At 72.9% G+C, this 23,261-nt stretch carries 22 protein-coding genes; 5 read left to right on the forward strand and 17 right to left on the reverse strand.

Annotated features, from left to right (window positions below; all coding sequences use genetic code 11):
- Positions 1-114: 114 nt before the first annotated feature.
- Positions 115-585, reverse strand: coding sequence for a Uma2 family endonuclease (locus ACLZN2_RS22555; protein ID WP_416980796.1), 471 nt, complete (start codon positions 583-585; stop codon positions 115-117).
- A gap of 363 nt (positions 586-948) precedes the next feature.
- Positions 949-2,061 (reverse strand): mechanosensitive ion channel family protein, encoded by a 1,113-nt coding sequence (locus tag ACLZN2_RS22560; RefSeq protein ID WP_416980797.1) that lies wholly within the window; start codon positions 2,059-2,061, stop codon positions 949-951.
- 373 nt (positions 2,062-2,434) lie between these two features.
- Here ACLZN2_RS22560 and ACLZN2_RS22565 point away from each other — a divergent pair, with 373 nt between their 5' ends.
- Entirely contained in the window at positions 2,435-2,971 is a 537-nt protein-coding gene (locus ACLZN2_RS22565; protein ID WP_416980798.1) for an HNH endonuclease, read from the forward strand.
- A 102-nt stretch (positions 2,972-3,073) separates the two neighbouring features.
- On the opposite strand, the gene ACLZN2_RS22570 is transcribed toward ACLZN2_RS22565, so the two are convergent.
- The 9 genes from ACLZN2_RS22570 to ACLZN2_RS22610 all read right to left on the reverse strand — a co-directional run bounded on the left by ACLZN2_RS22570 (position 3,074) and on the right by ACLZN2_RS22610 (position 11,079).
- Entirely contained in the window at positions 3,074-3,661 is a 588-nt protein-coding gene (locus ACLZN2_RS22570) for a hypothetical protein (protein ID WP_416980799.1), read from the reverse strand.
- The gene (locus ACLZN2_RS22575; RefSeq protein WP_416980800.1) at positions 3,658-4,953 is read right to left on the reverse strand and encodes a hypothetical protein; all 1,296 of its coding nucleotides are present in this window, start codon (positions 4,951-4,953) and stop codon (positions 3,658-3,660) included. The genes ACLZN2_RS22570 and ACLZN2_RS22575 overlap by 4 nt, the downstream gene beginning before the upstream one ends.
- Before the next feature lie 62 nt (positions 4,954-5,015).
- The gene (locus ACLZN2_RS22580; protein ID WP_416980801.1) at positions 5,016-5,789 is read right to left on the reverse strand and encodes an ABC transporter ATP-binding protein; all 774 of its coding nucleotides are present in this window, start codon (positions 5,787-5,789) and stop codon (positions 5,016-5,018) included.
- 56 nt (positions 5,790-5,845) lie between these two features.
- Positions 5,846-6,784: a zf-HC2 domain-containing protein gene (locus ACLZN2_RS22585; RefSeq protein ID WP_416980802.1), complete on the reverse strand. Its 939-nt coding sequence runs from the start codon at positions 6,782-6,784 to the stop codon at positions 5,846-5,848.
- Positions 6,781-7,377 (reverse strand): RNA polymerase sigma factor, encoded by a 597-nt coding sequence (locus ACLZN2_RS22590; RefSeq protein ID WP_416980803.1) that lies wholly within the window; start codon positions 7,375-7,377, stop codon positions 6,781-6,783. Before ACLZN2_RS22590 ends, ACLZN2_RS22585 begins: the two co-directional genes overlap by 4 nt.
- Before the next feature lie 359 nt (positions 7,378-7,736).
- On the reverse strand, positions 7,737-7,997 hold the full coding sequence (locus ACLZN2_RS22595; protein WP_416980804.1) for a hypothetical protein: 261 nt from the start codon (positions 7,995-7,997) through the stop codon (positions 7,737-7,739).
- Between the two features lie 60 nt (positions 7,998-8,057).
- On the reverse strand, positions 8,058-10,118 hold the full coding sequence (malQ, locus tag ACLZN2_RS22600) for a 4-alpha-glucanotransferase (RefSeq protein ID WP_416980805.1): 2,061 nt from the start codon (positions 10,116-10,118) through the stop codon (positions 8,058-8,060).
- Positions 10,119-10,340 (reverse strand): hypothetical protein, encoded by a 222-nt coding sequence (locus ACLZN2_RS22605; RefSeq protein ID WP_416980806.1) that lies wholly within the window; start codon positions 10,338-10,340, stop codon positions 10,119-10,121.
- Positions 10,341-10,473: 133 nt separating this feature from the next.
- Positions 10,474-11,079, reverse strand: coding sequence for a TetR family transcriptional regulator (locus tag ACLZN2_RS22610; protein ID WP_416980807.1), 606 nt, complete (start codon positions 11,077-11,079; stop codon positions 10,474-10,476).
- A gap of 200 nt (positions 11,080-11,279) precedes the next feature.
- Here ACLZN2_RS22610 and ACLZN2_RS22615 point away from each other — a divergent pair, with 200 nt between their 5' ends.
- Positions 11,280-12,878: an FAD-dependent monooxygenase gene (locus ACLZN2_RS22615; protein WP_416980808.1), complete on the forward strand. Its 1,599-nt coding sequence runs from the start codon at positions 11,280-11,282 to the stop codon at positions 12,876-12,878.
- 43 nt (positions 12,879-12,921) lie between these two features.
- On the opposite strand, the gene ACLZN2_RS22620 is transcribed toward ACLZN2_RS22615, so the two are convergent.
- Positions 12,922-13,401, reverse strand: a complete 480-nt coding sequence (locus ACLZN2_RS22620; protein ID WP_416980809.1) for a hypothetical protein — start codon at positions 13,399-13,401, stop codon at positions 12,922-12,924.
- Positions 13,402-13,412: 11 nt separating this feature from the next.
- Here ACLZN2_RS22620 and ACLZN2_RS22625 point away from each other — a divergent pair, with 11 nt between their 5' ends.
- Positions 13,413-14,135 (forward strand): tetratricopeptide repeat protein, encoded by a 723-nt coding sequence (locus ACLZN2_RS22625; protein WP_416980810.1) that lies wholly within the window; start codon positions 13,413-13,415, stop codon positions 14,133-14,135.
- Here ACLZN2_RS22625 and ACLZN2_RS22630 read toward each other — a convergent pair.
- A complete protein-coding gene (locus ACLZN2_RS22630; RefSeq protein WP_416980811.1) occupies positions 14,120-15,019 on the reverse strand; it encodes an SDR family oxidoreductase in 900 nt (299 codons plus the stop codon). The two genes, ACLZN2_RS22625 and ACLZN2_RS22630, sit on opposite strands and share 16 nt — an antisense overlap.
- Positions 15,020-15,150: 131 nt before the next feature.
- Between ACLZN2_RS22630 and ACLZN2_RS22635 the strand changes: the two genes are divergently transcribed.
- Positions 15,151-16,026: a LysR family transcriptional regulator gene (locus tag ACLZN2_RS22635; RefSeq protein ID WP_416980812.1), complete on the forward strand. Its 876-nt coding sequence runs from the start codon at positions 15,151-15,153 to the stop codon at positions 16,024-16,026.
- A 46-nt stretch (positions 16,027-16,072) separates the two neighbouring features.
- Here ACLZN2_RS22635 and pepN read toward each other — a convergent pair whose 3' ends face one another.
- From pepN to ACLZN2_RS22650, 3 genes are all read right to left on the reverse strand, one after another.
- Positions 16,073-18,640, reverse strand: a complete 2,568-nt coding sequence (gene pepN / locus ACLZN2_RS22640; RefSeq protein WP_416980813.1) for an aminopeptidase N — start codon at positions 18,638-18,640, stop codon at positions 16,073-16,075.
- Positions 18,641-19,183: 543 nt separating this feature from the next.
- A complete protein-coding gene (locus ACLZN2_RS22645; RefSeq protein WP_416980814.1) occupies positions 19,184-21,109 on the reverse strand; it encodes a DEAD/DEAH box helicase in 1,926 nt (641 codons plus the stop codon).
- 87 nt (positions 21,110-21,196) lie between these two features.
- Positions 21,197-21,400: a cold-shock protein gene (locus ACLZN2_RS22650; RefSeq protein ID WP_055635265.1), complete on the reverse strand. Its 204-nt coding sequence runs from the start codon at positions 21,398-21,400 to the stop codon at positions 21,197-21,199.
- A gap of 213 nt (positions 21,401-21,613) precedes the next feature.
- Here ACLZN2_RS22650 and ACLZN2_RS22655 point away from each other — a divergent pair, with 213 nt between their 5' ends.
- Positions 21,614-22,126, forward strand: coding sequence for a DUF1203 domain-containing protein (locus ACLZN2_RS22655; protein ID WP_416980815.1), 513 nt, complete (start codon positions 21,614-21,616; stop codon positions 22,124-22,126).
- A gap of 26 nt (positions 22,127-22,152) precedes the next feature.
- On the opposite strand, the gene ACLZN2_RS22660 is transcribed toward ACLZN2_RS22655, so the two are convergent.
- Entirely contained in the window at positions 22,153-23,184 is a 1,032-nt protein-coding gene (locus ACLZN2_RS22660; protein WP_416980816.1) for an aspartate-semialdehyde dehydrogenase, read from the reverse strand.
- Positions 23,185-23,261 lie beyond the last annotated feature (77 nt).

Consider the following 23,261-nt stretch of genomic DNA (forward strand, 5'->3'; position numbering starts at 1 on the left):
CCCCACAATCGAGCCGGGCCCCTGGGCTTTGCGCTCCAGAACAAGGGACCGGTAACAGGCTGACGATAGGGGGTGGTGTGACGTGGGGGACAGGTGGTGCGCCTGTGAAGATCCTTAGATGTCGGCGTCGAGGAAGGGGGCCGTTTCCATGCCGGCAGCGGCGTAGGTACGGAACTTGGGGCCGGTGTCGGTCTCGTGGTTGGTGGAGGTGACTTCGCCCACGAGGGCGACCATGTCGATGGGGTACCAGCCCTTGTGGGCCTTGCGGTAGGACTCGTCGAGTTCGGTCGGCCTGCGGCGGCGGATGTAGAAGTCCGGGATGAGCAGAGCCATCGTTCTGCCGTCCTTGTGGGCGGCGCGATAGCCGTTGCCCATGCCCACCAGGCGGAATCCGGCTGAGCGGAACTGGAAGCTCAGTTCGAACGCTCCGTCGTTGTGGTTGTCGTTCGGCGTCGACGGCACGATGGCCATCCCCTCGACGTACTCCGGTCGAGTCGGCATAGGGGCTGCCTCTTCGATCGCGCTCAACAGGTCGATGGGGTCCACATGCGTCATGACCGGCTCCATGATGGGTTCGGCGCTCATCCCTGGTTCTCCTCGTCGCGTTGATGCCAGGCTCACCAGCCGGATTGGCGATCCGTAGTCATCTTGTGACAGACTGTCACGTGCACGCCCGGCGCCCAGGCGACGTCGGGCACCCTCCTCGGTGAGATCGCGAGACTTCACCGACCAGCGTCCGGAGGGACGTGTCACGAGGGCTGACGGCTCCCGCCGTTCAGCACCAGGACACGAAGGCGATTGGCTCACATCCCTGAGCAACACTGGGGATCCCTAAGTCAATCAGAGACGCTAAGCCCGCGCTGGGTGTCAACGATGAGGCATCCCGGTGCCTACGCGGCGCCGGAATGCCCCACCACTCACTCGAACGAGCGTGCTGAAACCGTTCCTCTACTTCGGCGAACCGGAAGGCGCAGCCGCCCCCCGCTGCGGAGCGATCGGCGACGCCGCCGCCACCTGCGGTGAGTCCGCGTTGGAGAAGACCGACGGCGCCGCGACGACCGCCGTCGGGTCGACCGGGTCCTCCTCGGCGGGGGCCGTCGCGCCGCCGACGATCCGGATGTCCGCCGCGTCGAACGCCCGCTTGATCCGCCAGCGCAGCTCGCGCTCCACCTTCAGGGCGTTGCCCGGCATGGTCTTCGCCGAGACCCGGACCACCATCGAGTCCAGCAGCACGCTGTCCAGGCCCAGCACCTCGATCGGGCTCCACAGCAGCTCGTTCCAGGGCTCTTCCTTGCTCATCTTCTCGGCGACCTCGTCCAGCGTGGCCTTGACCCGGTCCAGGTCCTCGGACGCCTTGACGGTGACGTCGACACCGGCCGTCGCCCAGCCCTGGGAGAGGTTGCCGATCCGCTTGACCTCGCCGTTGCGGACGTACCAGATCTCGCCGTTGTCGCCGCGCAGCTTCGTCACGCGCAGCCCGACCTCGATGACCTCGCCGGTGGCGACACCCGCGTCGATCTGGTCGCCGACGCCGTACTGGTCCTCCAGGATCATGAAGACGCCGGAGAGGAAGTCCGTGACCAGGTTGCGCGCGCCGAAACCGATCGCCACACCGGCGACACCGGCCGAGGCCAGCAGCGGGGCGAGGTTGATCTCGAAGGCGGACAGTGCCATCAGGGCCGCTGTGCCCAGGATCAGGAAACTCGCCACCGAGCTCAGCACCGACCCGATCGCCTGCGAGCGCTGGCGCCGCCGTTCGGCGTTCACCAGCAGACCGCCCAGCGTGGAGCCCTCGGGCGTCTCGACCGTGCGGTTCATCCGCTCGATCAGCTTGGAGATCGCCCGCAGCACGAACTTTCTGAGTACGACCGCGATCACCAGGATCAGCAGCACACGCAGACCGATCGCGAGCCACGTCGACCAGTTCTGCTCGACCCAGCTGGCCGCGTTCGTCGCGCTCTCCTGGGCGTCCTGGAGCGACGGGACCGACACGGTCGGCGACCCCGAGGGGGTCGGCGAGGGCGACGAGTCGGCGGCCAGTAGGACGGCGGGCAAGGACACGGCAGGTACCTCCAGGTGCAGCGGTCCGCCTCCGGTGCGATGGTCAGGTCGGCGGCGACTTCGAGGTCTCGAGTTCTTCGAGGTCCCGAGTTCTTCGAGTCTTCAAGGTCTTCAAGGTCACGAAAGGGGCACCGGACGGGCAGAACCACCACACTAACCGGGCATTGTGTGTGGGTCCGCCCGATGCGGCAAGGAGAGACCGTCCTCACCCGCGCTTGAACAGGCCATGATCCGGGGGATGTATCCGGGTGTGGTCGAAAACACTCCCAGCCCGTTACCGGGACATGGTGGCGCGTCCACCAGGCCAGAGGGGAGACTGACTGCAGATCGTCCCGGCGCGAGCCACGCGCCGCCGACGCCCAAGGAGGCATCCGTGCCGCATGTCCTGGTCCTCAACGCGTCGTACGAGCCCCTCGGCGTCGTACCGCTCCGCCGCGCGCTCGTCCTCGTCCTGGAGAACAAAGCGATCTCCCTGGAAGAGTCAGGCGCCTTTATGCACAGCACGACCGTCACAGTCCCCGCACCCAGCGTGGTCCGGCTCAAGCGATTCGTCCGGGTTCCCTATCGGGGGCCCGTTCCTCTGACCCGTCGAGCGCTCTTCGCGCGGGACGGGGGCCGGTGCATGTACTGCGGTGGCGTCGCAACCAGCGTCGACCACGTCATCCCGCGCAGCCGCGGGGGCAAGCACGTGTGGGACAACGTGGTGGCGTCCTGCCGTCGCTGCAACCACGTCAAGGCCGACCGCCATCTCGTCGAGATCGGCTGGCGGCTGCGCCACAAACCCGCCCCGCCCACCGGCCTCGCCTGGCGCATCATCGGCACGGGCCATAGGGACCCGCGCTGGCTGCCCTACTTGCAGCCGTACGGCGCGGACGACGCCTTGGCCCGGATCGACGGCATCTCCGCCTGACGATCCGGGCTTCTTCATGCCCCGTGGCCCGGTCCGGCCCGGACCGGCCCCGCCCGGCCGACCCGGACCACGGGGCCCTTCGGAACGCTCGGGTGCGCCGGTTCAGCGGGGTGCCTCCTCCCGCCGCGCCCCGCCTACCGCGTACAGGGCCGCGCCCAGTGCGAACGCACCCCCGGCCACCACCCACGCCGCCGTCACGTCCCCCGGCTGCACCGGCCAGGCCCAGTAGGTGACCGCCCGCCCGCGCACCCCGTCCGACGCGAGGTACACGGCCCCGACGTAACCGCACGCGGGCACCCAGCTCAGCCGGGCGCCCAGCAGGACGGCCGAGGCGGCGACGACGCCCGTGCAGCCCAGCAGGTTGCGCAGCACGGCCGCCCCGTCCCCGAGGACGGCGAGCGGCAGCAGGAGCGCCGCGAGCGCCGTCGGGCCGAGCAGCAGGGCCAGCCGGCGCGGCCACCAGGGGCGTACGGCCGTACGGTCCAGCTCGTCCGAGGCGGAGTACAGGCGCGCACCGGTCACCGCGGCGGCCAGCAGCGGGGCCAGCGTCACGACCGGCAGCAGCCGGTCCGGATCCGGGCTGTGGCCCGTCCGGGCCGCCGCCCCCAGGGCGAGGACGGCGGTCCCGGCGAGCACGGCGAGGGTGCCGGGGACGGCACGCGAGCGGGCGTACAGCAGGACCCCGTTCACAGGGCGGGCACCTTCCCCGCGTCGCAGTCGCCGACCGTCGCGAAGTACGCCGACAGCCACTCCCGGCGCGCGTCGGCCCCCATCGAGGCCAGCCGCTCCCGGGCCGCCTTCCGCCGCGCCAGTTCGCCACGGCGCTCCGCGTCCCCCGCCGCGTCCAGCTCGTCGAAGGACGCCTCGGCCGGGCTCGGCGCGAGGTAGTGCTCCACGGCGTCGTCCGCCACGATCACGCGCGGGGCGAGCGTCCCGCAGTCCCCCCGGCCCCGCAGCATCGCCACCGCCTCCCACGCGTACTGCTCGGGATCGGTCAGCCGCCCCCGCACCACGGACCAGCCGAACGGCGTGATCATCGGCAGCTGCACCTCCCCGGCGCGCGGTTCACCCGGATGGTCCTCGAACCGGACCGGCAGGTTCCGTACGCCTTCCAGGCGACCGGTGATCCCCGACAGGGCGGCCGTGACCTGCGGCAACAGCTCGCCGTAGCGGGCGTTGACGCACACCTGGGGTGTCGTCGACGTGTCGCACACCTGCCGGCGCTCGGCCGGGTTCGTCCGCCACAGCGCGTCCCCCGTCTGCACCAGCAGCCCGCCCGCCGCGAGGGCCGCCGCCAGCGGCAGCAGGGCCGTCCACCGGCGCCGCGCCGCGTACGCCAGCACGGTCGCCGTCGCGAGACCCACCACCCACACCGCCATCGCGGGCTGCCGCAGGCCGACCGGGACCGTCCAGTAGCTCACCGGGAAGGCCGGGTTCACGAAACGGCCCGCGCCGTCGTCCGACGCCACCGACAGACCCAGCACCGCGTACCCGGCGAGCGGCAGCAGCGCCGCCGCCGGGCGCCAGGCCACCAGCCGCCCCACCACCTGCCCGGCCACCGAGGCCGCCGCGACGGCCACCACGTCCACCGGCAGCAGATCGAGATACGGCCGGTCGCCCCGGGCGTACGGCCAGGTCGCCAGCAGCGCACCCGCCGCCACCACCGCGTACCCCGCCGCCAGCCACAGCGCGAGCGGCATCGCCGACGCCAGGAACCGGGCCAGCGGCGAGCGTACGGCCGTCCCCCACAGCTCCTCCGTACCGCGCCGGTGCTCCCGCCCACCCAGCCAGCAGCCCGCGGCCGCGGCCAGGGGGAGCAGCACCAGCAGCAGGTCGTGCAGCTCGGAGCGGGTCTCCACCCAGCCGCCCTGCCAGCGGTCCGCCGACGCGCCCAGCACGGCACCCAGCGCCAGTACCACCACGCCCCCGGCGGCGGGCGCGAACCCGCGTACGGCCTCCGCACGCAACGGATGCCGCAGCACGGACCCGCGCCCCACCCTTTCCCGCACTTGTACTCGTACTCGCTCTCGTACTCGTACGAGGGTCATCGCGCCGCCTCCCGCCCGGTGCGGTGGGCCCGCAGGGCGGCCGTGTAGCCGCGCTCGATGGCGCTGTCCCCGACGCCGTTCGCCTCCGGCCCCTCGCCCAGCGCGCTGAGGGACTCCGGAGTCCCCCGGTAGGCGACCCGGCCCGCGTCCAGCAGGGTGACCTCGGTGCAGGCGGCCGCCACGTCCTCCACCAGGTGGGTGGAGACGATCACGGTCGAGGTGGAGCCCAGCTCCCGCAGCAGCGCACGGAACTCCACCCGCTGCTCCGGGTCGAGGCCCGCCGTCGGCTCGTCGAGCAGCAGGACGGCCGGATCGTTGACGACGGCCTGCGCGATGCCGACCCGGCGGACCATGCCCCCGGACAGCGTCCTCACCTTCGCGTCGATCCGGTCCCCGAGCCCGACCCGCTGCACGGCCCGCTCCACGGCGGCCGGGGTCCCCGCCACCGGCATCTCCTTCAGCCACGCCACGTACGCGACGAACTCCCGCACCGTGAAGCCCGGGTAGTGGCCGAACTCCTGCGGCAGATAGCCGAGCCGGGCGCGGACCGTACCGCGCCGCGCGGGCTCGCCGACGTCCTCGCCGAGGATCTCCACCCGCCCTGCGTCCGGCCGCGCGACGGTGGCCAGCACCCGGATGAGGGAGGTCTTCCCGGCGCCGTTGGGACCGAGCAGACCGTGCACACCGACGCCGAGATCCAGATCCACGCCGTCCAGGGCGACGGTCCTGCGGTGCCGGACACGCAGTCCGCTCACCCGTATGGTGCTCACTTCACGTTCTCCAGAGCTCACAGAGTGCACAGAGTTCACAGGGTTCATGGCGCGGCTCACCGTCGGTCCAGCCCGTCGTAGGCGCCGCGGCGGACGGCCAGCACGGCGGCGCACAGCACGGCCGCCGCCGCCCACGCGCCCTGGGCCGGGGCGCCGTCCAGACAGCGCGAGAGCTGCTCGGCGAGCCGGGTCACCGGGGTGCCGCCGGCCGAGGCCAGGACCGGGGCGACGACGGCCGCGAGCCATCCGCCGCAGGTCACGGCCGTCGCCGCACGACAGCCGACGTACCCGGACAGGGCGAGCGAGGCCAGGGTCAGCGCCAGCCCCGGCAGCAGCCAGGCCGCCGCGCCCGGAGCGCCGGAGGCGGGCAGCAGCAGCCCCGTGACGGTGAGCAGCGGCAGGCTGACCCCGAGGACGGCGGCCGTCCGCGTCAGCACCAGCCGCAGCCCGCCGGACGGGGTGGCCGCCGCGATCTCGTGCAGCGGATCGGCGTACCCCCCGTAGGACACCGCGACCCCGGCCACGGGCACCACCGGCGCGAGGGCGAGGAGCAGCGGCCGTACGCCCTCGACGTCCGCGCCGTACGCCAGTCCGAGCGCCCCCAGCGCGACCAGCAGCACGGCGGGCAGCCAGGCCCCGCGCACGGCGGGCCCGGCGGCCCACAGGGCCTGGGCGAGGAAGGAGGACCAGAGGCGGGCGCGGGGGGCGGGCGGGGTCGGCGGCGCGGCCTCACGCACGTCCTTCGCTACGACGACCTGCCGTACGTCGTCGAGCACGGCCTCCCGCACCTCCGCGAGGACCAGAGCCGGCGCCGGAAACCGCCGTACCGCCCCCGAGACGCGCGCCGCGCACTCCCCGCACCGCTCCAGATGGCTCTCCAGGGACCAGGCGTCGGCCTCCGGGAGGGTGCCGTCGGCGTAACGGGCGGCGAGGTCGTCGGACACATGCCAAGGACCGGTGCCCGGGTGACCGGTGTTCCTGCTGTCGGTGCTCATGCCAGGCCTCCCGAGGCCGGTGCGGGGCTCAACTGGGCGAGGGCGGCGCGCAGTTCGGCGCGGGCGCGCATCGCGCGGGTCTTGACCGTGCCCTCGGGGATGCCGAGCAGCCGGGCCGCCTCACGCGTGGTGAGCCCGTCGACGACGGTCGCGCGCAGTACCTCGCGCAGCTCGGGCGAGATCCGGTCCAGGGCGGTGCCGACGTCGCCGAACTCCAGCCCGGCCAGCACCCGTTCCTCCGCCGAGGGCACCTCGGCGGACACGGGGCCGCCGTCGGCGTACTCCATGGGGGCCGTCTCGATCCGCCCGGCCCGCTCCTGCGCCCGCCGGGTGTCGACGAGCCGCCGGGCGGCGATGGTCCACAGCCAGCCGCCCGCCTCCCCGCCCCGGTGCCCGGCCGCCGACCGCCACACGGTCACGAAGGTGTCCTGCAGCACTTCCCGCGCGACCTCGGCATCCGCGCACCGGCGCGCGAGCCGGGCGTACAGCCACCCGGCGTGCCGGTCGTACAGCGTGGCCAGCGCCCCCGCGTCCCCGTCCGCCACGGCCCGCAGCAGCACCGCGTCCGTGTCGCTCTCCCCGTGGCCCCTCATGGGGCGGAACAGTCTCACACCCCTTCTATCGACGGGCGCCTCGCCGCCGGTTCACGAACCGGGGAGGTGTGTGCTGTCGGCGGATCCGGCCGGGCAGGAGGCGGGCGGGACCAAGTGTGCGCACAGTCTCAGCGACACGCCGTGCAGACGGCGTGTCGCTGAGACTCTCGCCCCACAACGGCATTTCCACAGGCCTGGACGCAGTTCACCGCGTCGCTGGGCCGACCGACCTCGAGCGGTCGGCGCCTGAGCGGGCTCACGTGCAAAAGGCGCCGCCCCCTCGACCCGTCCGCGCGGGGTGCGCGTCGGGTGGGGGCGGCGTCCTGAGGTGTGGGGTGGTGCTGTGGGGCGCGGGAGGGTCAGACCTTGGCCTTGCCCGGCTTGAAGACACGGTGGTCGGGGTCGGACTTGTCGAGGACCATGACCAGGCCGACGATGGCCAGGAAGATCACGATCGGGAGCGCGACGTAGAGACCCAGCGTCTCGACGACGCTCAGGCCGGTGCCGGGGTCGTCGCCGTCGTCGCGGGTCAGCGCGAGCGCGGGGGACGACATGAGCAGCATCATCAGCGTCGTACCGGCGGCCAGGGCGCCGGCGCGCAGGGCGTTCTTCTTGTCCACAGAGCAAAAGTAGCGAACGCCTCGCGGGGCCGCGCGCCCGGGGTGCCGTACGGGAGCCCGTCAGTCCTCCGGGGGCTCCCTCAGGACGTCGGTCAGGGCGTGCAGACGGGGTGAGGCCGCCAGGTCCTCAAGGGTCACCGGGCGGCCGTCCCCGTCGGCGATCGGCAGGCGCCAGTTCGGGTACTGGTCCCAGGTGCCCGGGAGGTTCTGGGGGCGGCGGTCGCCCACCCCGTCCGGGAGCCAGACGCCGATCATGCGGGCGGGGGTGCGGAGCAGGAAGCGGTGGAGGCCCTGGACCTCGGCCTCCTCGGAGGAGAGGTCGCCGCCGCCCGCGGTCCCGGAGAGCAGCCCGAGCCGGGTGAGCAGGGCCAGCCACTCCCCCGTGTCGGCGGCGGCCTCCGCGCGCTCCTCCTCCAGCGGGCCGGTGAGCAGGCCCAGCCGGTCGCGGAGCTCGACGTGTTCGCCGGTCAGGCGGGCGGCCGTGGAGGGCAGGTCGTGGGTGGTGGCGGTGGCCAGGCAGTCGGCGCGCCAGCGGTCCGGGGGCAGGGGGCGCCCGTCGCCGTCCCAGTCCCGCTCGAACCAGAGGACGGACGTCCCGAGGACCCCGCGCTCGCGCAGTGCCTCCCGGACGCCCGGCTCCACGGTGCCCAGGTCCTCGCCGATCACCACCGCGCCCGCCCGCGAGGCCTCCAGCACCAGGACGGCGAGCATGGCCTCGGCGTCGTAGCGGACGTACGTGCCCTCGGTCGGCGCCTCCCCCTGCGGCACCCACCACAGCCGGAACAGGCCCATGACGTGGTCGACGCGCAGGGCGCCCGCGTAACGGAAGAGGCCCCGCAGCAGGCGGCGGTACGGGGCGTAGCCCGACTCGGCCAGGCGGTCGGGGCGCCACGGCGGCAGGCCCCAGTCCTGGCCGCGCGCGTTGAAGGCGTCCGGCGGGGCGCCGACGGACATCCCGGCGGCGAAGTACTCCTGCTGCGCCCAGGCGTCCGCGCCGGACGGGTGCACGCCGACCGCCAGGTCGTGCACGATCCCGATGCCCATCCCGGCCTCGCGCGCGGTGCGCTGGGCGGCGGTGAGCTGGGTGTCGGTGAGCCAGGCGAGCCGGGAGTGGAAGTCGACGCGGTGCATCAGCTCGCCCCGCGCGCGGGCGGTCCCGGCCGACCGGGGGTCCCTGAGCTCCTCCGGCCAGCGGCTCCACTCCGCCCCGTGCGCCTCGGCGAGAGCGCACCAGGTGGCGTGGTCCTCCAGGGCCTGCCCCTGTTCGGCGAGGAAGTCGCAGTAGGCGGCGCGCCGGCCGGGCCCGAGCGGCACCCCGGCGAGCAGCTCCAGCGCCTGCCGCTTGGCCTCCCACACGGCGTCCCGGTCGATCAGCTCCCCCTTCTCCAGCACGGCCTCCCGCAGCCGCGCCCCACGCTCCGCCGCCGTACGGTCCTCGGCGTACGCGTACTCGGGCACCTCCTCGACACGCAGATGCACGGGGTCGGGGAAGCGCCGCGAGGACGGCCGGTACGGCGACGGGTCGGTCGGCGCCCCCGGTACGGCCGCGTGCAACGGGTTGACCTGCACGAACCCGGCGCCGAGCACCCGCCCCGCCCAGTCGGCCAGCTCCCGCAGATCACCGAGGTCCCCCATGCCCCAGGAGCGGCGGGAGAGGAGGGAGTACAGCTGGACGAGGAGTCCGTACGAGCGTTCCGGCGGCGTGGGCAGCCGGGGCGGGGCCACGACGAGGTGGACGCGGGCGGTGCGGCCGTCGGGCGCGGTGGCCGTCAACCGGTGCACCCCGTACGGCAGCCCTTCGGCTCCGTCCCGGATCTCGCCCTGCTCGGTCTCGACGCGGAGCCGGGTGCCCTCGGGGAGGGCGGCGAGCGCGTCGCACGGGCCGCCGCTCCAGCTCACGACCGTCGGCGGCAGCAGCCGCCCGGCCAGTTCACGCTCCCGTGTGTCAAGGGCCTCCCGCACGGTCTGCGGGGTGCCCGCGTCGACGCCGAGCGCGGCGAGCGCGCGGATGACGGCGGTGGGCGAGGCGGTGACCGTGCGGTCGGGGGCGGGCTGGTAGGCGGTGGCGACACCGTGCAGCGCGGCGAGGCGGGCGAGTTCGTCGCCGGGGGGTGCGGTCATCTACGGCCTCGTGGTGTCGGAATCCGCGGCGGCGAGCGGCGGCTCGCTGGTGAGGGGCTCGGCGTCGGGCAGCGGAGGCTCACTGGTCAGCGGGGGCTCCGCACTGGCGCCTTCGGCGCTGAAGGCGCACCGGCGGGGCTCGGCGTGAGGGTCGGAGAGGGGGGTGGCGAGGGGGTCGGCGGAGGGTTCCGCCGGGCGTTTGGAGCGGGCCTGTGCGATCACGAGGGCCTCCTGTGGGGTACGGCATCGGTCATCGCAGGCCTACCCAGCGCACGCGAGGACAGACGTCCCCACCTCGACCCCACGCTGTCACATCCATGCCCACCACGGGCGGAATGGGCGGAATGGGCGCGGGTCAGGCCGACGGGTGCGGTGCCGTCAGGTAGCGCTGGACCGTGGGTGCCAGCCAGGCCACGATCTCCTCGCGGCTCAGGGCCACGGCGGGGGGAAGGCGTAGGACGTAGCGGGTCAGGGCCAGGCCGAGGAGTTGGGTTGTCACCAGGCCGGCCCGGGTGGGGGCCTGGAGCGGGTCGGGGCACACCGTGTGGGCGAGCGGCATGAGCTGGTCGCGGAAGATGCTCTGCATCCGCTCGGCGCCGGCCTCGTTGGTCACGCCGACCCGGAGCAGGGCTGTGAGCACCTCGTTCCGCTCCCACATGGCGAGGAAGTGGGTGACGAGGGCGTGGCCGGTGTTCTCGCGGGGGAGCGTGGAGAGGTCGGGCAGCTTCAGGTCGATGGAGACGGCCGCCGCGAACAGGCCCTCCTTGTTGCCGTAGTAGCGCATGACCATGGAGGGGTCGATGCCGGCGTCCTTGGCGATGACGCGGATGGTCGCCTTCTCGTAGCCGTCGGCGGCGAAGCGTTCGCGGGCGGCGTCGAGGATCGCGGTGCGGGTGGTGTCCGAGCGTCGGCGGGGGGTGCCGGAAGCGGAATCTGTGCTGCTGCTGTTGCTGCCTTTCATGTCAACGAGCGTAGGCCAACAGGTGTGGGTCAACAAGTGTGGGTCAACAAGTGTTGGTCGGCATCTGTTGGCCTGCGCTCGTTGGTCTACGAGTGTTGGCCAACGGGTGTTGACAGTGCCGCGCGGCCGGCCCTATGTTTGCCAACAAGCGTTGACCAACAAGCGTTGACCAGCAAGCGTTGGCATCTCAGGAGGCCAAGATGACCGGCACCACCGGCACCACGGGCACGACCCCCGGAACCACCGGAACCCCCGGAACCACTGGCACCAACGGCAACGTGATCGTCGTCGGCTCCGGCCCCACCGGCCTCCTCCTCGCCGGTGACCTCGCCACCGCCGGCGTCCCCGTCACCCTCCTCGAAAAGCGCCCCCGGAAGATCAGCAACCTCTCCCGCGCCTTCGTCCTGCACGCCCGCACCCTCGAACAGCTCGACGCCCGCGGGCTCGCCGACGAGATCGAGCAGGCCGGTCGCCCCCTCGACCGCCTCCGGCTCTTCGGCCGGCTCACCATCGCCCTCGACACCCTCCCCTCCCGCTTCAACCACCTCCTCGTCATCCCGCAGTACGAGGTGGAGAAGGCCCTGCTGCGGCGGGCGACGGAGGCCGGGGTCACGTTCCGGTACGAGACCGAGGTGACCGGCCTCGAACAGGACGCGGACGGGGTCGCCGTCACCGTCCGCACCGCCGCCGGGGACACCGCCGCCGGGGACACCGAGTACCTGCGCGCCGCGTACGTCGTCGGCACCGACGGCATGCGCAGCGCCGTACGGAACGCCGTCGGGCTGGACTTCCCCGGCCACTCCGTCATCCGCTCCGTCGTCCTTGCGGACGTCCGGCTCGCCGAGGAGCCCGAGTCGTTGCTCACCGTCAACGCCGTGGGCGACGCCTTCGCCTTCCTCGCCCCGTTCGGCGACGGCTACTACCGGGTGATCGGCTGGAACCGCGCCCGCAACGTCCCCGACAGCGAGCCCCTCGACCTGGAGGAGGTCAAGGAGGTCACGCGCCTCGCCCTCGGCCGGGACTTCGGGATGTACGACGCCCGCTGGATGTCCCGCTTCCACAGCGACGAACGCCAGGCGCCCGCCTACCGCGTCGGCCGTGTCTTTCTGGCCGGCGACGCCGCGCACGTGCACACCCCGGCCGGCGGCCAGGGCATGAACACCGGTCTGCAGGACGCGGCCAACCTGGGCTGGAAGCTCGCCCAGGTGCTCCACGGCCACACCGGCCCGGAACTGCTCGACACCTACCAGGCCGAACGCCACCCCGTCGGCCGGTCCGTGCTGCGCAGCAGCGGCGGCATCGTCCGCATGGCGATGGCCAAGCGCCCCTGGACCCTGGCCCTGCGCGCCGGCCTCACCGCCTTCCTGAACACCGCCGCCCCCGCCCGACGCCGAGCGGTCGGCCAGATCACCGGCATCGGCTACCGCTACCCCGCCCCGCGCGGCGCCCACCGCCTCACCGGCACCCGCGTCCCGGACGTCGCCCTGGCCGGTGGCGGCCGCCTCTACGAGGCCCTGCGCGGCGGCAGGTTCGTCCTGATCACCCCGGACGGCCACGACGGCAATGACAACCACGACGGCAATGACAACCACGACGGCAATGACAACCACGACGGCAATGACAACCACGACGGCCACGACGGCCAAAGCGCCGCCCGCAAGGACCGGCTCACCGTCGAACACTGGGCGAGCGACCGCCGTACGGCCCTCCTCGTGCGCCCCGACGGATACGTGGCCTGGGCGTCCGACACCGCCGACGCGCCCGCGATCGAGGCCGCCCTGGCCACCCATGTCGGCTGACGGTCAGAGCGCGCCGACCCCGTGCGGCGCGCGCTGTCGTCCGTCATGCGTCGGTGGCGGCGAGTGCCCTGCGCCTGTCCGCCAGGTAGCTCGCCACGGTCTTTCTGTCGCCTGCCGTCAACAGGCGCTTCTCGACCGCCCGTTGGACGTCCCGGACGGCTTCGGAGAGCCCCGTGCCGGCCTGGCAGTCCGCGTCGGCGCGTGCCGAGCGGATCTCGTCGCGGCCGACTGCGCGCAGGTCCTCCTCCGACGTGACCTTCCGCAGGCGGGAGTCGACGGCCTTCCGAGGGGCCTGGAGGTCCTTCGCCGGTTGTCCCGCCTTCGTCATGCACGCGGACCAGCGCCGGACGGCGGCACGGTGGGCGGAGTCCGCCTCGACGGCGCCGATCACATGGTTCGCCAGTCCCACGGTGAGGAGAGCCACCGTGTTCCAGTCCGCCCCGTACACCTCGGCGCGCGCCCGGGCGACACAGCCGTCGGTGGAGTACTCGACGCTGAGGCCGTCCGCCAGCCGCAGGCTCACCCGGTGCGCCGGTGCGCCGGCGTGCCGGTCAGGGCCCGCTGCGGAACGCCGGGGACCGCTCGGGCGAGGCGATCGCGCTGAAGGACCTCGCCACCGTCGAGGGCCGACTGGGCCGCTACGGAGAGGCCGCCGACCATCTCCGGGAGGGGCTGGCCCTGCTGCGCCGGACCGGCAACCGGTATCTGGAGGCCCACGCGCTGAACGACCTCGGCACGGTCGAGGCGCGACTCGACCGGCTCGACTCGGCCGCCCGCCACCAGGAACAGGCCCTGGCCCCGTTCCGGGAGGTCGGCGACCGGTACGGCGAAGCCGGGGCCCTGCGCGCCCTCGGTGTCGTCCACACCCGGCTCGACCGGCCCGAGCAGGGCGCCGAGTACCACCGGCAGGCGCTCGCCATCCACCTGCAGAACGGCGACCGGGACGGCGAGGCCAGGGCGCTCAACGGGCTCGGTGAGGCCGCCCGTGCCGCCGACCGCCACGCCGATGCCCTCACCCACCACACCGACGCCCTCACCATCGCCGAGGACATCGGCCATCCCGGCCTGCGGGCCGGCGCCCACAGGGGACTCGGCGGCGCTCACCACGCCCTGGGCGACACCTGTCGGGGGCTCCGGTGCTACGAGCGGGCGCCGGCCCTGTACGCCGGACTCGGCATGCCCGAAGCCGACGACATCCGCGCGCGGATGGCCGTACTGGACAGGTCGTCACTGACGGGGCATCACACGGCGAAGTAGTGCTCCTCGTCGAGGTCTTCGAGGAGCCCCGGACCCGTCGGTTCCCAGCCGAGCCATTTCCTCGTCAGTGCGTTCGACGCCGGTACGTCGAGAGCGGTGGCGATGGCGAACCAGCCGAAGTGCGCCGGTGCGTCCTCGGGAGCGACCGGGGCGACCGGGAGGTCCAGCTGTCGGCCGATGGCGGCGGCTATGTCACGCAGCGGTATGCCCTCCTCGCCGACGGCGTGCAGACGGCTGCCCGCCGGTGCCGACTCCAGCGCGAGCCGGACCAGGCGGGCCGCGTCAGAGACGTGCACGGCGGGCCACCGGTTGGCGCCGTCACCGATGTGGGCCGCGAAGCCCTTCTCCCGGGCGAGGGAGATGAACTGCGGGACGAAGCCCAGGCGGTCGCCCCGGCCGTGCACGGACGGCGGGAAGCGGACGGACGAGGTCCGTACCCCTCGCCCGGCCATCTCCACGACCGCGGTCTCCGCCCGGCCCCGGAGCGCGCCGAACGACTCGGAGTCCACCGTGTCCTCCTCCGTGCCGACCGTCCCGGGGGCGAGACCGGCCGTCCCCGAGGAGATCACGAAGGGCTTCCCCGAGCCCTCCAGTGCCGCCCCGATCGCCTTCACGGCCCGCAGGTCGGTCGCGCACGCCCCGGCGAAGTCCGAGAAGTCGTGGATGAAGGCGAGGTGGGCGACGCCGTCGGCCGCGACCGCCCCCGCGCGCAGACTGCCGAGGTCGGAGAGGTCTCCGCGGTGCACCCCGGCCCCGGCGGCCGTCAATGCCGCCGCGGCCCTGTCCGAGCGGGCGAGCCCGGTGACCCGGTGACCCGCGTCGAGGAGTTCACGGACGACGGCGGAACCGATGAAACCGGTGGCACCGGTGACGAACACACGCATGGCGAAGCCCTTCGAAGAGGAAGTGAGTGGCGGTGACTCCATCCTCGGAAGGAGTGGCCCCGCGCGTCCAAGGCTTCTTTCGTATGGCGCAATACGCTTCGGGCATCACCGCAGGTGGATAGGCTGGAGACATGGCCGACCTCGATCTCCGGCTGGTCCGGTACTTCGCCGCCGTCGCCGAGCACCGCCACTTCGGCCGCGCCGCCGAGGCCCTGCACATCACCCAGCCCTCCCTGAGCCGGCAGATCCGCCGGCTCGAACAGCAGGTGGGCGCCCGCCTCCTGGACCGCACCCCGCAGGGCACCCGGCTCACCGACGCGGGCGAGGTGTTCCTGCCCGGGGCCCGGGCACTGCTGCGCTCCGCCGCACAGGCCGCCGCGCAGGCCCGGGCGGCGGCCGAGCCCGGCCGGATCACCGTCGGGTTCTCCAGCGGACTGATCGTCACCCCGGCCGTGCGCGAACTGCGGCGCCGGCACCCGGACGCGGACGTACGGACCATGCATCTGGACTGGACCGAGGCACGCGCGGCCCTGCTCGACCGCACGGTGGACGCGCTGGTGGTCCGGCTGCCCTTCCCCGGCGACGGGCTGGACATGACCGTCCTCTACGAGGAGCCCAGGGTCGTGGTCGTCCCGCTCGACCACCGGCTGGCCGGCAAGGAGTCCGTCACCGTCGACGACATCGCCGACGAACCGCTGCCCCAGGTGACCGGAGCCGATCCGGAGTGGAGCGCCTTCTGGCGCATCGACCCCCGCCCGGACGGCCGTCCGGCACCCGACGGCCCCTTCGTGCAGGCCCTGGAGGACAAGCTGGAGGTCGTCGCCGAGGGCCGGGCCCTGGTCATCACGGCCGGGATCCGCGGCCACCATCTGCGCCCCGATCTCACCACCGTCCCGCTGCACGGTGTCGAGCCCAGCCAGGTCGCCCTCGCCACCCGGGCCGGCGACCGGAGCCGCCTGGTGACCGCCTTCCGCGTGTGCGCGCGCAGCCACCTCACCGGGACATGAGCGAGGGCGCCCGGTGCGACACCGGGCGCCCCCACCGTCGTACGGACTACCGCGCGTCGGCCGCCTGGGCCTTCAGCGCGCGTTCCACGCCCGCGCGGGCCTCGGAGACGAGGCGGCGCAGGGCCGCGTTCGGCTCGGCGGAGGACAGCCAGGCGTCCGTCCTGTCCAGGGTCTCCTGGGAGACCTGGATCGCCGGGTACAGGCCGACCGCGATCTGCTGGGCGATCTCGTGCGAACGGGTGTCCCAGATCCCCTTGACCGCCTCGAAGTACTTCTCGGTGTACGGGGCGAGCAGCTCACGCTGGTCGGTCTGGACGAAGCCGCCGATGACGGCTTCCTGGACGGCGTTGGGCAGCTTGTCGGACTCGACGACCGACGCCCAGGCCTCCGCCTTGGCCTCCGGCGTCGGACGCGCGGCCCGGGCGGTCGCCGCGTGGCGCTCACCGGCGGCCGTCTTGTCACGCTCGTACTCGCCGGAGATCTCCGCCTCGTCGAACCGGCCCACGGCGGCGAGCCGCTGCACGAACGCCCAGCGCAGCTCGGTGTCCACGACCAGGCCCTCGATCGTCTGCGAGCCCTCCAGCAGGGCCTCCAGCAGGTCCAGCTGCTCCGGCGTACGGGCCGTGGCCGCGAACGCGCGCGCCCACGCCAGCTGGTGGTCGCCGCCCGCCTCGGCCGCCCGCAGATGGGCGAGCGTGGCGTCGGTCCAGCGGGTGAGGAGGGCCTCGCGGGCGGCCGGGTCGCCGTACAGGTCGATGGCGAGCTTGACCTGACGGTGCAGCGACTGCACGACACCGATGTCGGACTCCTTGCCGATGCCGGACAGCACCAGGGACAGGTAGTCACGGGTGGGCAGTTCGGCGTCCCGGGTCATGTCCCAGGCCGATGCCCAGCACAGGGCGCGGGGGAGGGAGGACTCGAAGTCGCCGAGGTGCTCGGTGACGAAGGCGAGGGACTGCTCGTCGAGCCGGACCTTCGCGTACGACAGGTCGTCGTCGTTGAGCAGGACGACCGCCGGACGGCGCTTGCCGACGAGCTGCGGTACGACGGTCAGCTCGCCGTCGACGTCCAGCTCCACGCGCTCGCCGCGCACCAGCTTGCCGCTGGCGTCGTCGAGGTCGTACAGGCCGACGGCGATGCGGTGGGGCCGCAGGGTGGGCTCGCCCTTGGCGCCCGCCGGGAGCGCCGGGGCCTCCTGGCGGATCGCGAAGGAGGTGATGACACCGTTCGCGTCCGTCTCGATCTCGGGGCGCAGGACGTTGATGCCGGCCGTCTCCAGCCACGCCTTCGACCAGGCCTTCAGATCACGCCCCGAGGTCTTCTCCAGGGCGCCCAGCAGGTCCGACAGACGCGTGTTGCCGTACGCGTGCGCCTTGAAATAGGCCTGGACGCCCTTGAAGAACTCGTCCATGCCGACGTAGGCGACGAGCTGCTTCAGCACGGACGCGCCCTTGGCGTACGTGATGCCGTCGAAGTTGACGAGGACGTCGTCCAGGTCACGGATCTCGGCCATGATCGGGTGGGTGGACGGCAGCTGGTCCTGCCGGTACGCCCACGTCTTCATGGAGTTGGCGAAGGTGGTCCACGAGTGCGGCCACCGTGACTCGGGGTAGTACGCCTGGCAGGCGATGGAGGTGTAGGTGGCGAACGACTCGTTCAGCCACAGGTCGTTCCACCACTCCATGGTGACCAGGTCGCCGAACCACATGTGGGCCAGCTCGTGCAGGATGGTCTCGGCGCGCAGCTCGTACGCCGCGTCGGTCACCTTGGACCGGAAGACGTACTGGTCGCGGATGGTGACCGCGCCCGCGTTCTCCATCGCGCCCGCGTTGAACTCCGGCACGAACAACTGGTCGTACTTCTTGAACGGGTACGTGTAGTCGAACTTCTCCTGGAACCAGTCGAAGCCCTGCCGCGTCACCTCGAAGATCGCGTCCGAGTCGAGGAACTCGGCGAGCGACGGCCGGCAGTAGATGCCGAGCGGGACGGACTGCCCGTCCTTCTCGTACACGCTGTGCACGGAGTGGTACGGCCCCACGATCAGCGCGGTGATGTAGCTGGAGATCCGCGGCGTCGGCTCGAAGACCCAGACGTCGTCCTTGGGCTCGGGCGTCGGGGAGTTGGAGATGACGGTCCAGCCGGTCGGCGCCTTCACCGTGAACTGGAACGTGGCCTTCAGGTCCGGCTGCTCGAAGGAGGCGAACACCCGGCGGGCGTCCGGCACCTCGAACTGCGTGTACAGGTACGCCTGTTCGTCGACCGGGTCGACGAACCGGTGCAGACCCTCGCCGGTGTTGGTGTAGGCGCAGTCGGCGACGACGCGCAGGACGTTACGGCCCTGAAGCAGGCCCGGCAGCGCGATCCGCGAGTCGTCGAAGACCTCCGCCGCGTCCAGCGGATCGCCGTTGAGCGTGACCTCGTGGACGGCCGGGGCGACCAGGTCGATGAAGGACTCGGTGCCGCCTTCGGCGACATCGAAGCGCACTGTCGTCACGGACCGGTAGGTGCCGCCCTCCTGCGCGCCGGACAGATCGAGATCGATCTCGTACGAGTCAACGGTGAGCAGCTTCGCCCGCTGCTGCGCCTCTTCGCGAGTCAGGTTTGTGCCAGGCACGCGGTCATCTCCTCGTTATGTGTGGGTTGCGCCATCCTTCCACGGGAGGGGTGCGCGGGGCGACGACGTTACGGGCGGGCCGACGAGCGCGTTCGAGGGGCGACGCGCCCCCTTCGAGGGGGTGACGCGCCCCCTTCGAGGGGGTGACGCGCCCCCTTCGAGGGGGTGACGCGCCCCCTTCGAGGGGGTGACGGCCCGTCCGCCCAGAGCACCGCCCCCGGCGCGCGGTCACGCAGACGCCATCACGCCTGGGGCCCCGGCCGCGTGGCTCTCAACCACCCCGGCGGTCACCCCGGCGCTCGACCCGCGCCCACCACCCCCGGCACCCCCGCCCGCCGCTCCATGGTCCGCCCTCTGCCGGCCGGATCCGCGGCACCGACCGCCGGCCCGTCGGCCGTGGTCTGGCGGTCGGTGCCGCGGCCGCCCGCTTTGGCGGCGCCGCCCGTGGCCCGCCGGGTCCGACCGGCGGGGGGAACCGCGCCCGCTGCCCACGGAGGCGGCACCAACCACTGCCCCTCAGAGGTTTCTGGTCAGGTACCGCTCTCAAGCTCCACGGCGGTCACTTCGACGGTCCGAGCCGCGCCCGCCGCCCCCAGCAGCGCTGTCCGTGGCGCCGGCCCCGCGGTTCCCCGCTCGTCGGCCGGCTCCGCGTGTGCCGCGACCGGGGGTGCCGGCCGTGGCCCGGCGGTCGGCCTTGCCGGAATTGGCGCCGGTGGCCGCGTCGGCCGTGGCTCGGCGGCTGGTGCCGCGACTGCCCGTTCCGGCGGTGCCGCCCGAGGTCCCGCCGGAGGCTGTCGGTGGTCGGCCGGATCCGCGGGCGGCCTTGCCGGAGTTGGCGCCGGTGGCCGCGTCGGCCGTGGTCCGGCGGTCGGTGCCGCGGCCGGGGCCGCGACCGCCCGCGTCGGCGGCGCGGCCCGTGGTCCCACCGGATCCCGACCGGCGGGCGGAGCCGCGCCCGCCGCCCGTGGAGGCGGCATCGGCCGCAGCCGACCCGGCTGCGCCCCGGCGACCGGAGTCCCGCCCCCTCGCCCCGGCGGCAGTACCCGTCGAGGCGGCCCCGGTCCCGGTCCCGCTGCTGTTCCGGCGGCGGCGGGACGGGCGGCTGTTCGGCTCGGTGCCTGATTTCCGTTGCGGGCGGGACGCCGTCGGTGCCGGCGGCTGGGGGGCCTCGATGGTGACGGCCACGCCGGAGGGCTCGCGGGCGCCGGTGAGGGCGGCCAGTTCCGTGTCGTCGCTCGATCTGATGCGGGCCGTCCGGGGGCGGATGCCCGCGTCCGACATGAGCCGGGTGACCTCCCGTTTCTGGTCGGGCAGGACCAGGGTGACCACGCTGCCGGAGTCGCCGGCGCGGGCCGTGCGGCCGCCCCGGTGGAGGTAGTCCTTGTGGTCGGTGGGGGGATCGACGTTCACGACGAGGTCGAGGTCGTCGATGTGTATGCCCCGGGCCGCGACGTTCGTCGCCACCAGCGCGGTGACCTGACCGTTCTTGAACTGCTCCAGGGTGCGGTTGCGCTGCGGCTGGGAGCGGCCTCCGTGCAGTGCCGCCGCGCGGACGCCGACGGCCAGGAGCCGCTTGGCGAGCCGGTCGGCGGACCGCTTGGTGTCGAGGAAGAGGATGACCCGGCCGTCACGGGCCGCGATGCGCGCGGTGACGGCCTTCTTGTCGGTCTCGTCCTGGACGTGGAGGACGTGGTGCTCCATGGTGGTCACCGCTCCCGCGGAGGGGTCCACGGAGTGCACCACGGGGTCGGTCAGGAACCGCTGCACGAGGCGGTCGATGTTGTGGTCCAGGGTGGCCGAGAACAGCAGGCGCTGTCCGTCGGGCCGTACCTGCCGGATCAGCTTGGTGATCTGCGGCAGGAAGCCCATGTCGGTCATCTGGTCGGCTTCGTCCAGCACCGTGATGCGTACGTCGCCGAGGACGCAGTCCCCGCGTTCCACGAGGTCGTTGAGCCGGCCGGGGCTCGCCACGACCACCTCGGCGCCGCGCCGCAGCGCGTCGGCCTGCCGGGTGATGGACAGCCCACCGACCACGGTGGCCAGCCGGAGGTTCACCGCCGTCGCGTAGGGGGTGAGCGCGTCCGTCACCTGGAGGGCGAGCTCACGGGTGGGTACCAGCACCAGGGCGAGCGGTGCCTTCGGCTCCGCCCGCAGTCCCGCCGTGCGGGCCAGCAGCGCCAGCCCGAACGCGAGGGTCTTGCCGGAACCGGTGCGCCCCCGTCCCAGCAGGTCACGGCCGGCGAGCGAGTTGGGCAGGGTGGCGGCCTGAATGGGGAACGGGGTGGTCACCCCCTGCGCGGTGAGGGTTTTCAGCAGACCCGCCGGCATGTCCAGCGCGGCGAAGTCCGGGGCGGCGGGAAGCGCCGGCGTCGTGCTTTCCGGCAGCCGGAATTCCCTCGGCGACGACGCGGAAGGCGCCGGGGGTGACGAGGTACGCCGGTTCGTTCTCTGCTGGGGCCTGCGGGACATGCGGGGTCTGCCTTCCTGGAAACAGCACAAACCGGGGTCCGCACCGTGATGGTGCGGACCCCGGTGAGCGGAATACGCGTCCGGCGATCAGGCGGGGACGATGTTCTCCGCCTGCGGGCCCTTCTGGCCCTGCGTGACGTCGAAGGAGACCCGCTGGCCCTCCTGCAGCTCACGGAAGCCCTGGCTCGCGATGTTCGAGTAGTGGGCGAAGACGTCGGGGCCGCCGCCGTCCTGCGCGATGAAGCCGAAGCCCTTTTCAGAGTTGAACCACTTCACGGTTCCCTGTGCCATTTCCTTCTCCTTCAGTAGGCATTCTGTAAGCAGAGGCCCCATCCGGAGATTCCGGAAAACAAACAAATAATGCGCCCGAAGGATAAACATTCCCGTCAGGCGCACATAGGTTCATGGGTACCACAACTGCAACGCCACGACCGTAGCACAGCTCAGCGGCTCGACGTCGGGATTCCGCCGGTGACGCGGCCGACGCGGCGCCAGGGTGGACGTATGACCGAAACGGAAACGCCGAGCACGACAGTTGTCACGTACAGCCCAAGGCCCATTCCGGCGGACGTCCTCGACGAACTGCGTGCCGTCGACGACGCCGGGCGGCAGACCGTGGGTTTCGCCGACCGGGAGGGCGGTGCGCCGCTGCGGTGCTGTCTGCGCCGCAGCCGGAAGGGGGAGTCGATCGCGCTGGTGTCGTACGCGCCGCTGCGGCGGTGGGCGGCCCGCGGCGGGGCCGAGCCAGGGGCCTACGACGAGCAGGGGCCGGTCTTCATCCATGGCCGGGGGTGTCCGGGGGCGACCGGTGACGGGCTGCCGTTCACGGAGACGCACCGCACCGTGCGCCGGTACTCCGCCGACGGGCACATCCTCGGCGGGGAACTGGTCACCGACGGCGACTTCGTACGCGCCTTCCGGGACGCCTTCGACGACCCCGACGTGGCGCTCGTCCACGTCAGGGCCGTCGAGTACGGGTGCTTTCTGTACGAGGTCCAGCGGGCCCGGAGGGGCTAGGAGGCCCTGGGAGGCCCTGGGAGGGGCTAGCCCTTCAGCTCCGCCGCCACCAGCTCCGCGATCTGGACCGCGTTCAGCGCGGCGCCCTTGCGGAGGTTGTCGTTGGAGACGAAGAAGGCGAGGCCGTGGTCCACCGTCTCGTCGGCGCGGATGCGGCCGACGTACGACGGGTCCTTGCCGGCCGCCTGGAGGGGCGTCGGGATGTCGGTGAGGACGACGCCCTCGGCGGAGGAGAGCAGCTCCGTGGCGCGCTCCACGGACAGGGGGCGCGCGAAACGGGCGTTGACCTGGAGGGAGTGGCCCGAGAAGACCGGGACGCGGACGCAGGTGCCGGCGACCTTGAGATCCGGGATCTCCAGGATCTTGCGGGACTCGTTGCGGAGCTTCTGCTCCTCGTCCGTCTCGTTCAGGCCGTCGTCGACGATCGAGCCGGCGAGCGGGACGACGTTGAAGGCGATCGGGCGCTGGTAGACCTGCGGGTCGGGGTAGGCCACCGCCTCGCCGTCGTGCGTGAGCTTGTCCGCCTCGGCGACGACCTTCTGCGCCTGGCCGTGCAGCTCCGCCACGCCCGCGAGGCCCGAGCCGGACACCGCCTGGTAGGTGGCGACGACCAGCGCCTCGAGGCCGGCCTCGTCGTGCAGCGGCCTCAGGACCGGCATCGCGGCCATCGTCGTGCAGTTCGGGTTGGCGATGATGCCCTTGGGGCGGTTCGCGATCGCGTGCGGGTTCACCTCGGAGACGACCAGGGGGACCTCGGGGTCCTTGCGCCACGCGGACGAGTTGTCGATCACGACCGCGCCCTGCGCGGCGACCTTCTCCGCCAGCGCCTTCGAGGTCGCGCCGCCCGCCGAGAACAGCACGATGTCCAGGCCGCTGTAGTCGGCCGTGGCCGCGTCCTCCACCGTGACGCCGTCCAGCTCCGTCCCCGCCGAGCGGGCCGAGGCGAACAGACGCAGTTCCGTGACCGGGCCAAGGGGAGAAGTTGCAGCCCGCTCCTTGAGGATCCTGCGCATGACCGTGCCGACCTGACCGGTGGCTCCGACGATTCCGACCCTCACGGCGACTCCCTCTGTCTCGTTACGTACGCATTGCCTGGCCGTGGCTTTTCCATCATGCGGCCGACCCCGGCCCGCCT

This window comes from Streptomyces sp. T028, from assembly GCF_048159505.1.
Taxonomy (GTDB): Bacteria; Actinomycetota; Actinomycetes; order Streptomycetales; family Streptomycetaceae; genus Streptomyces.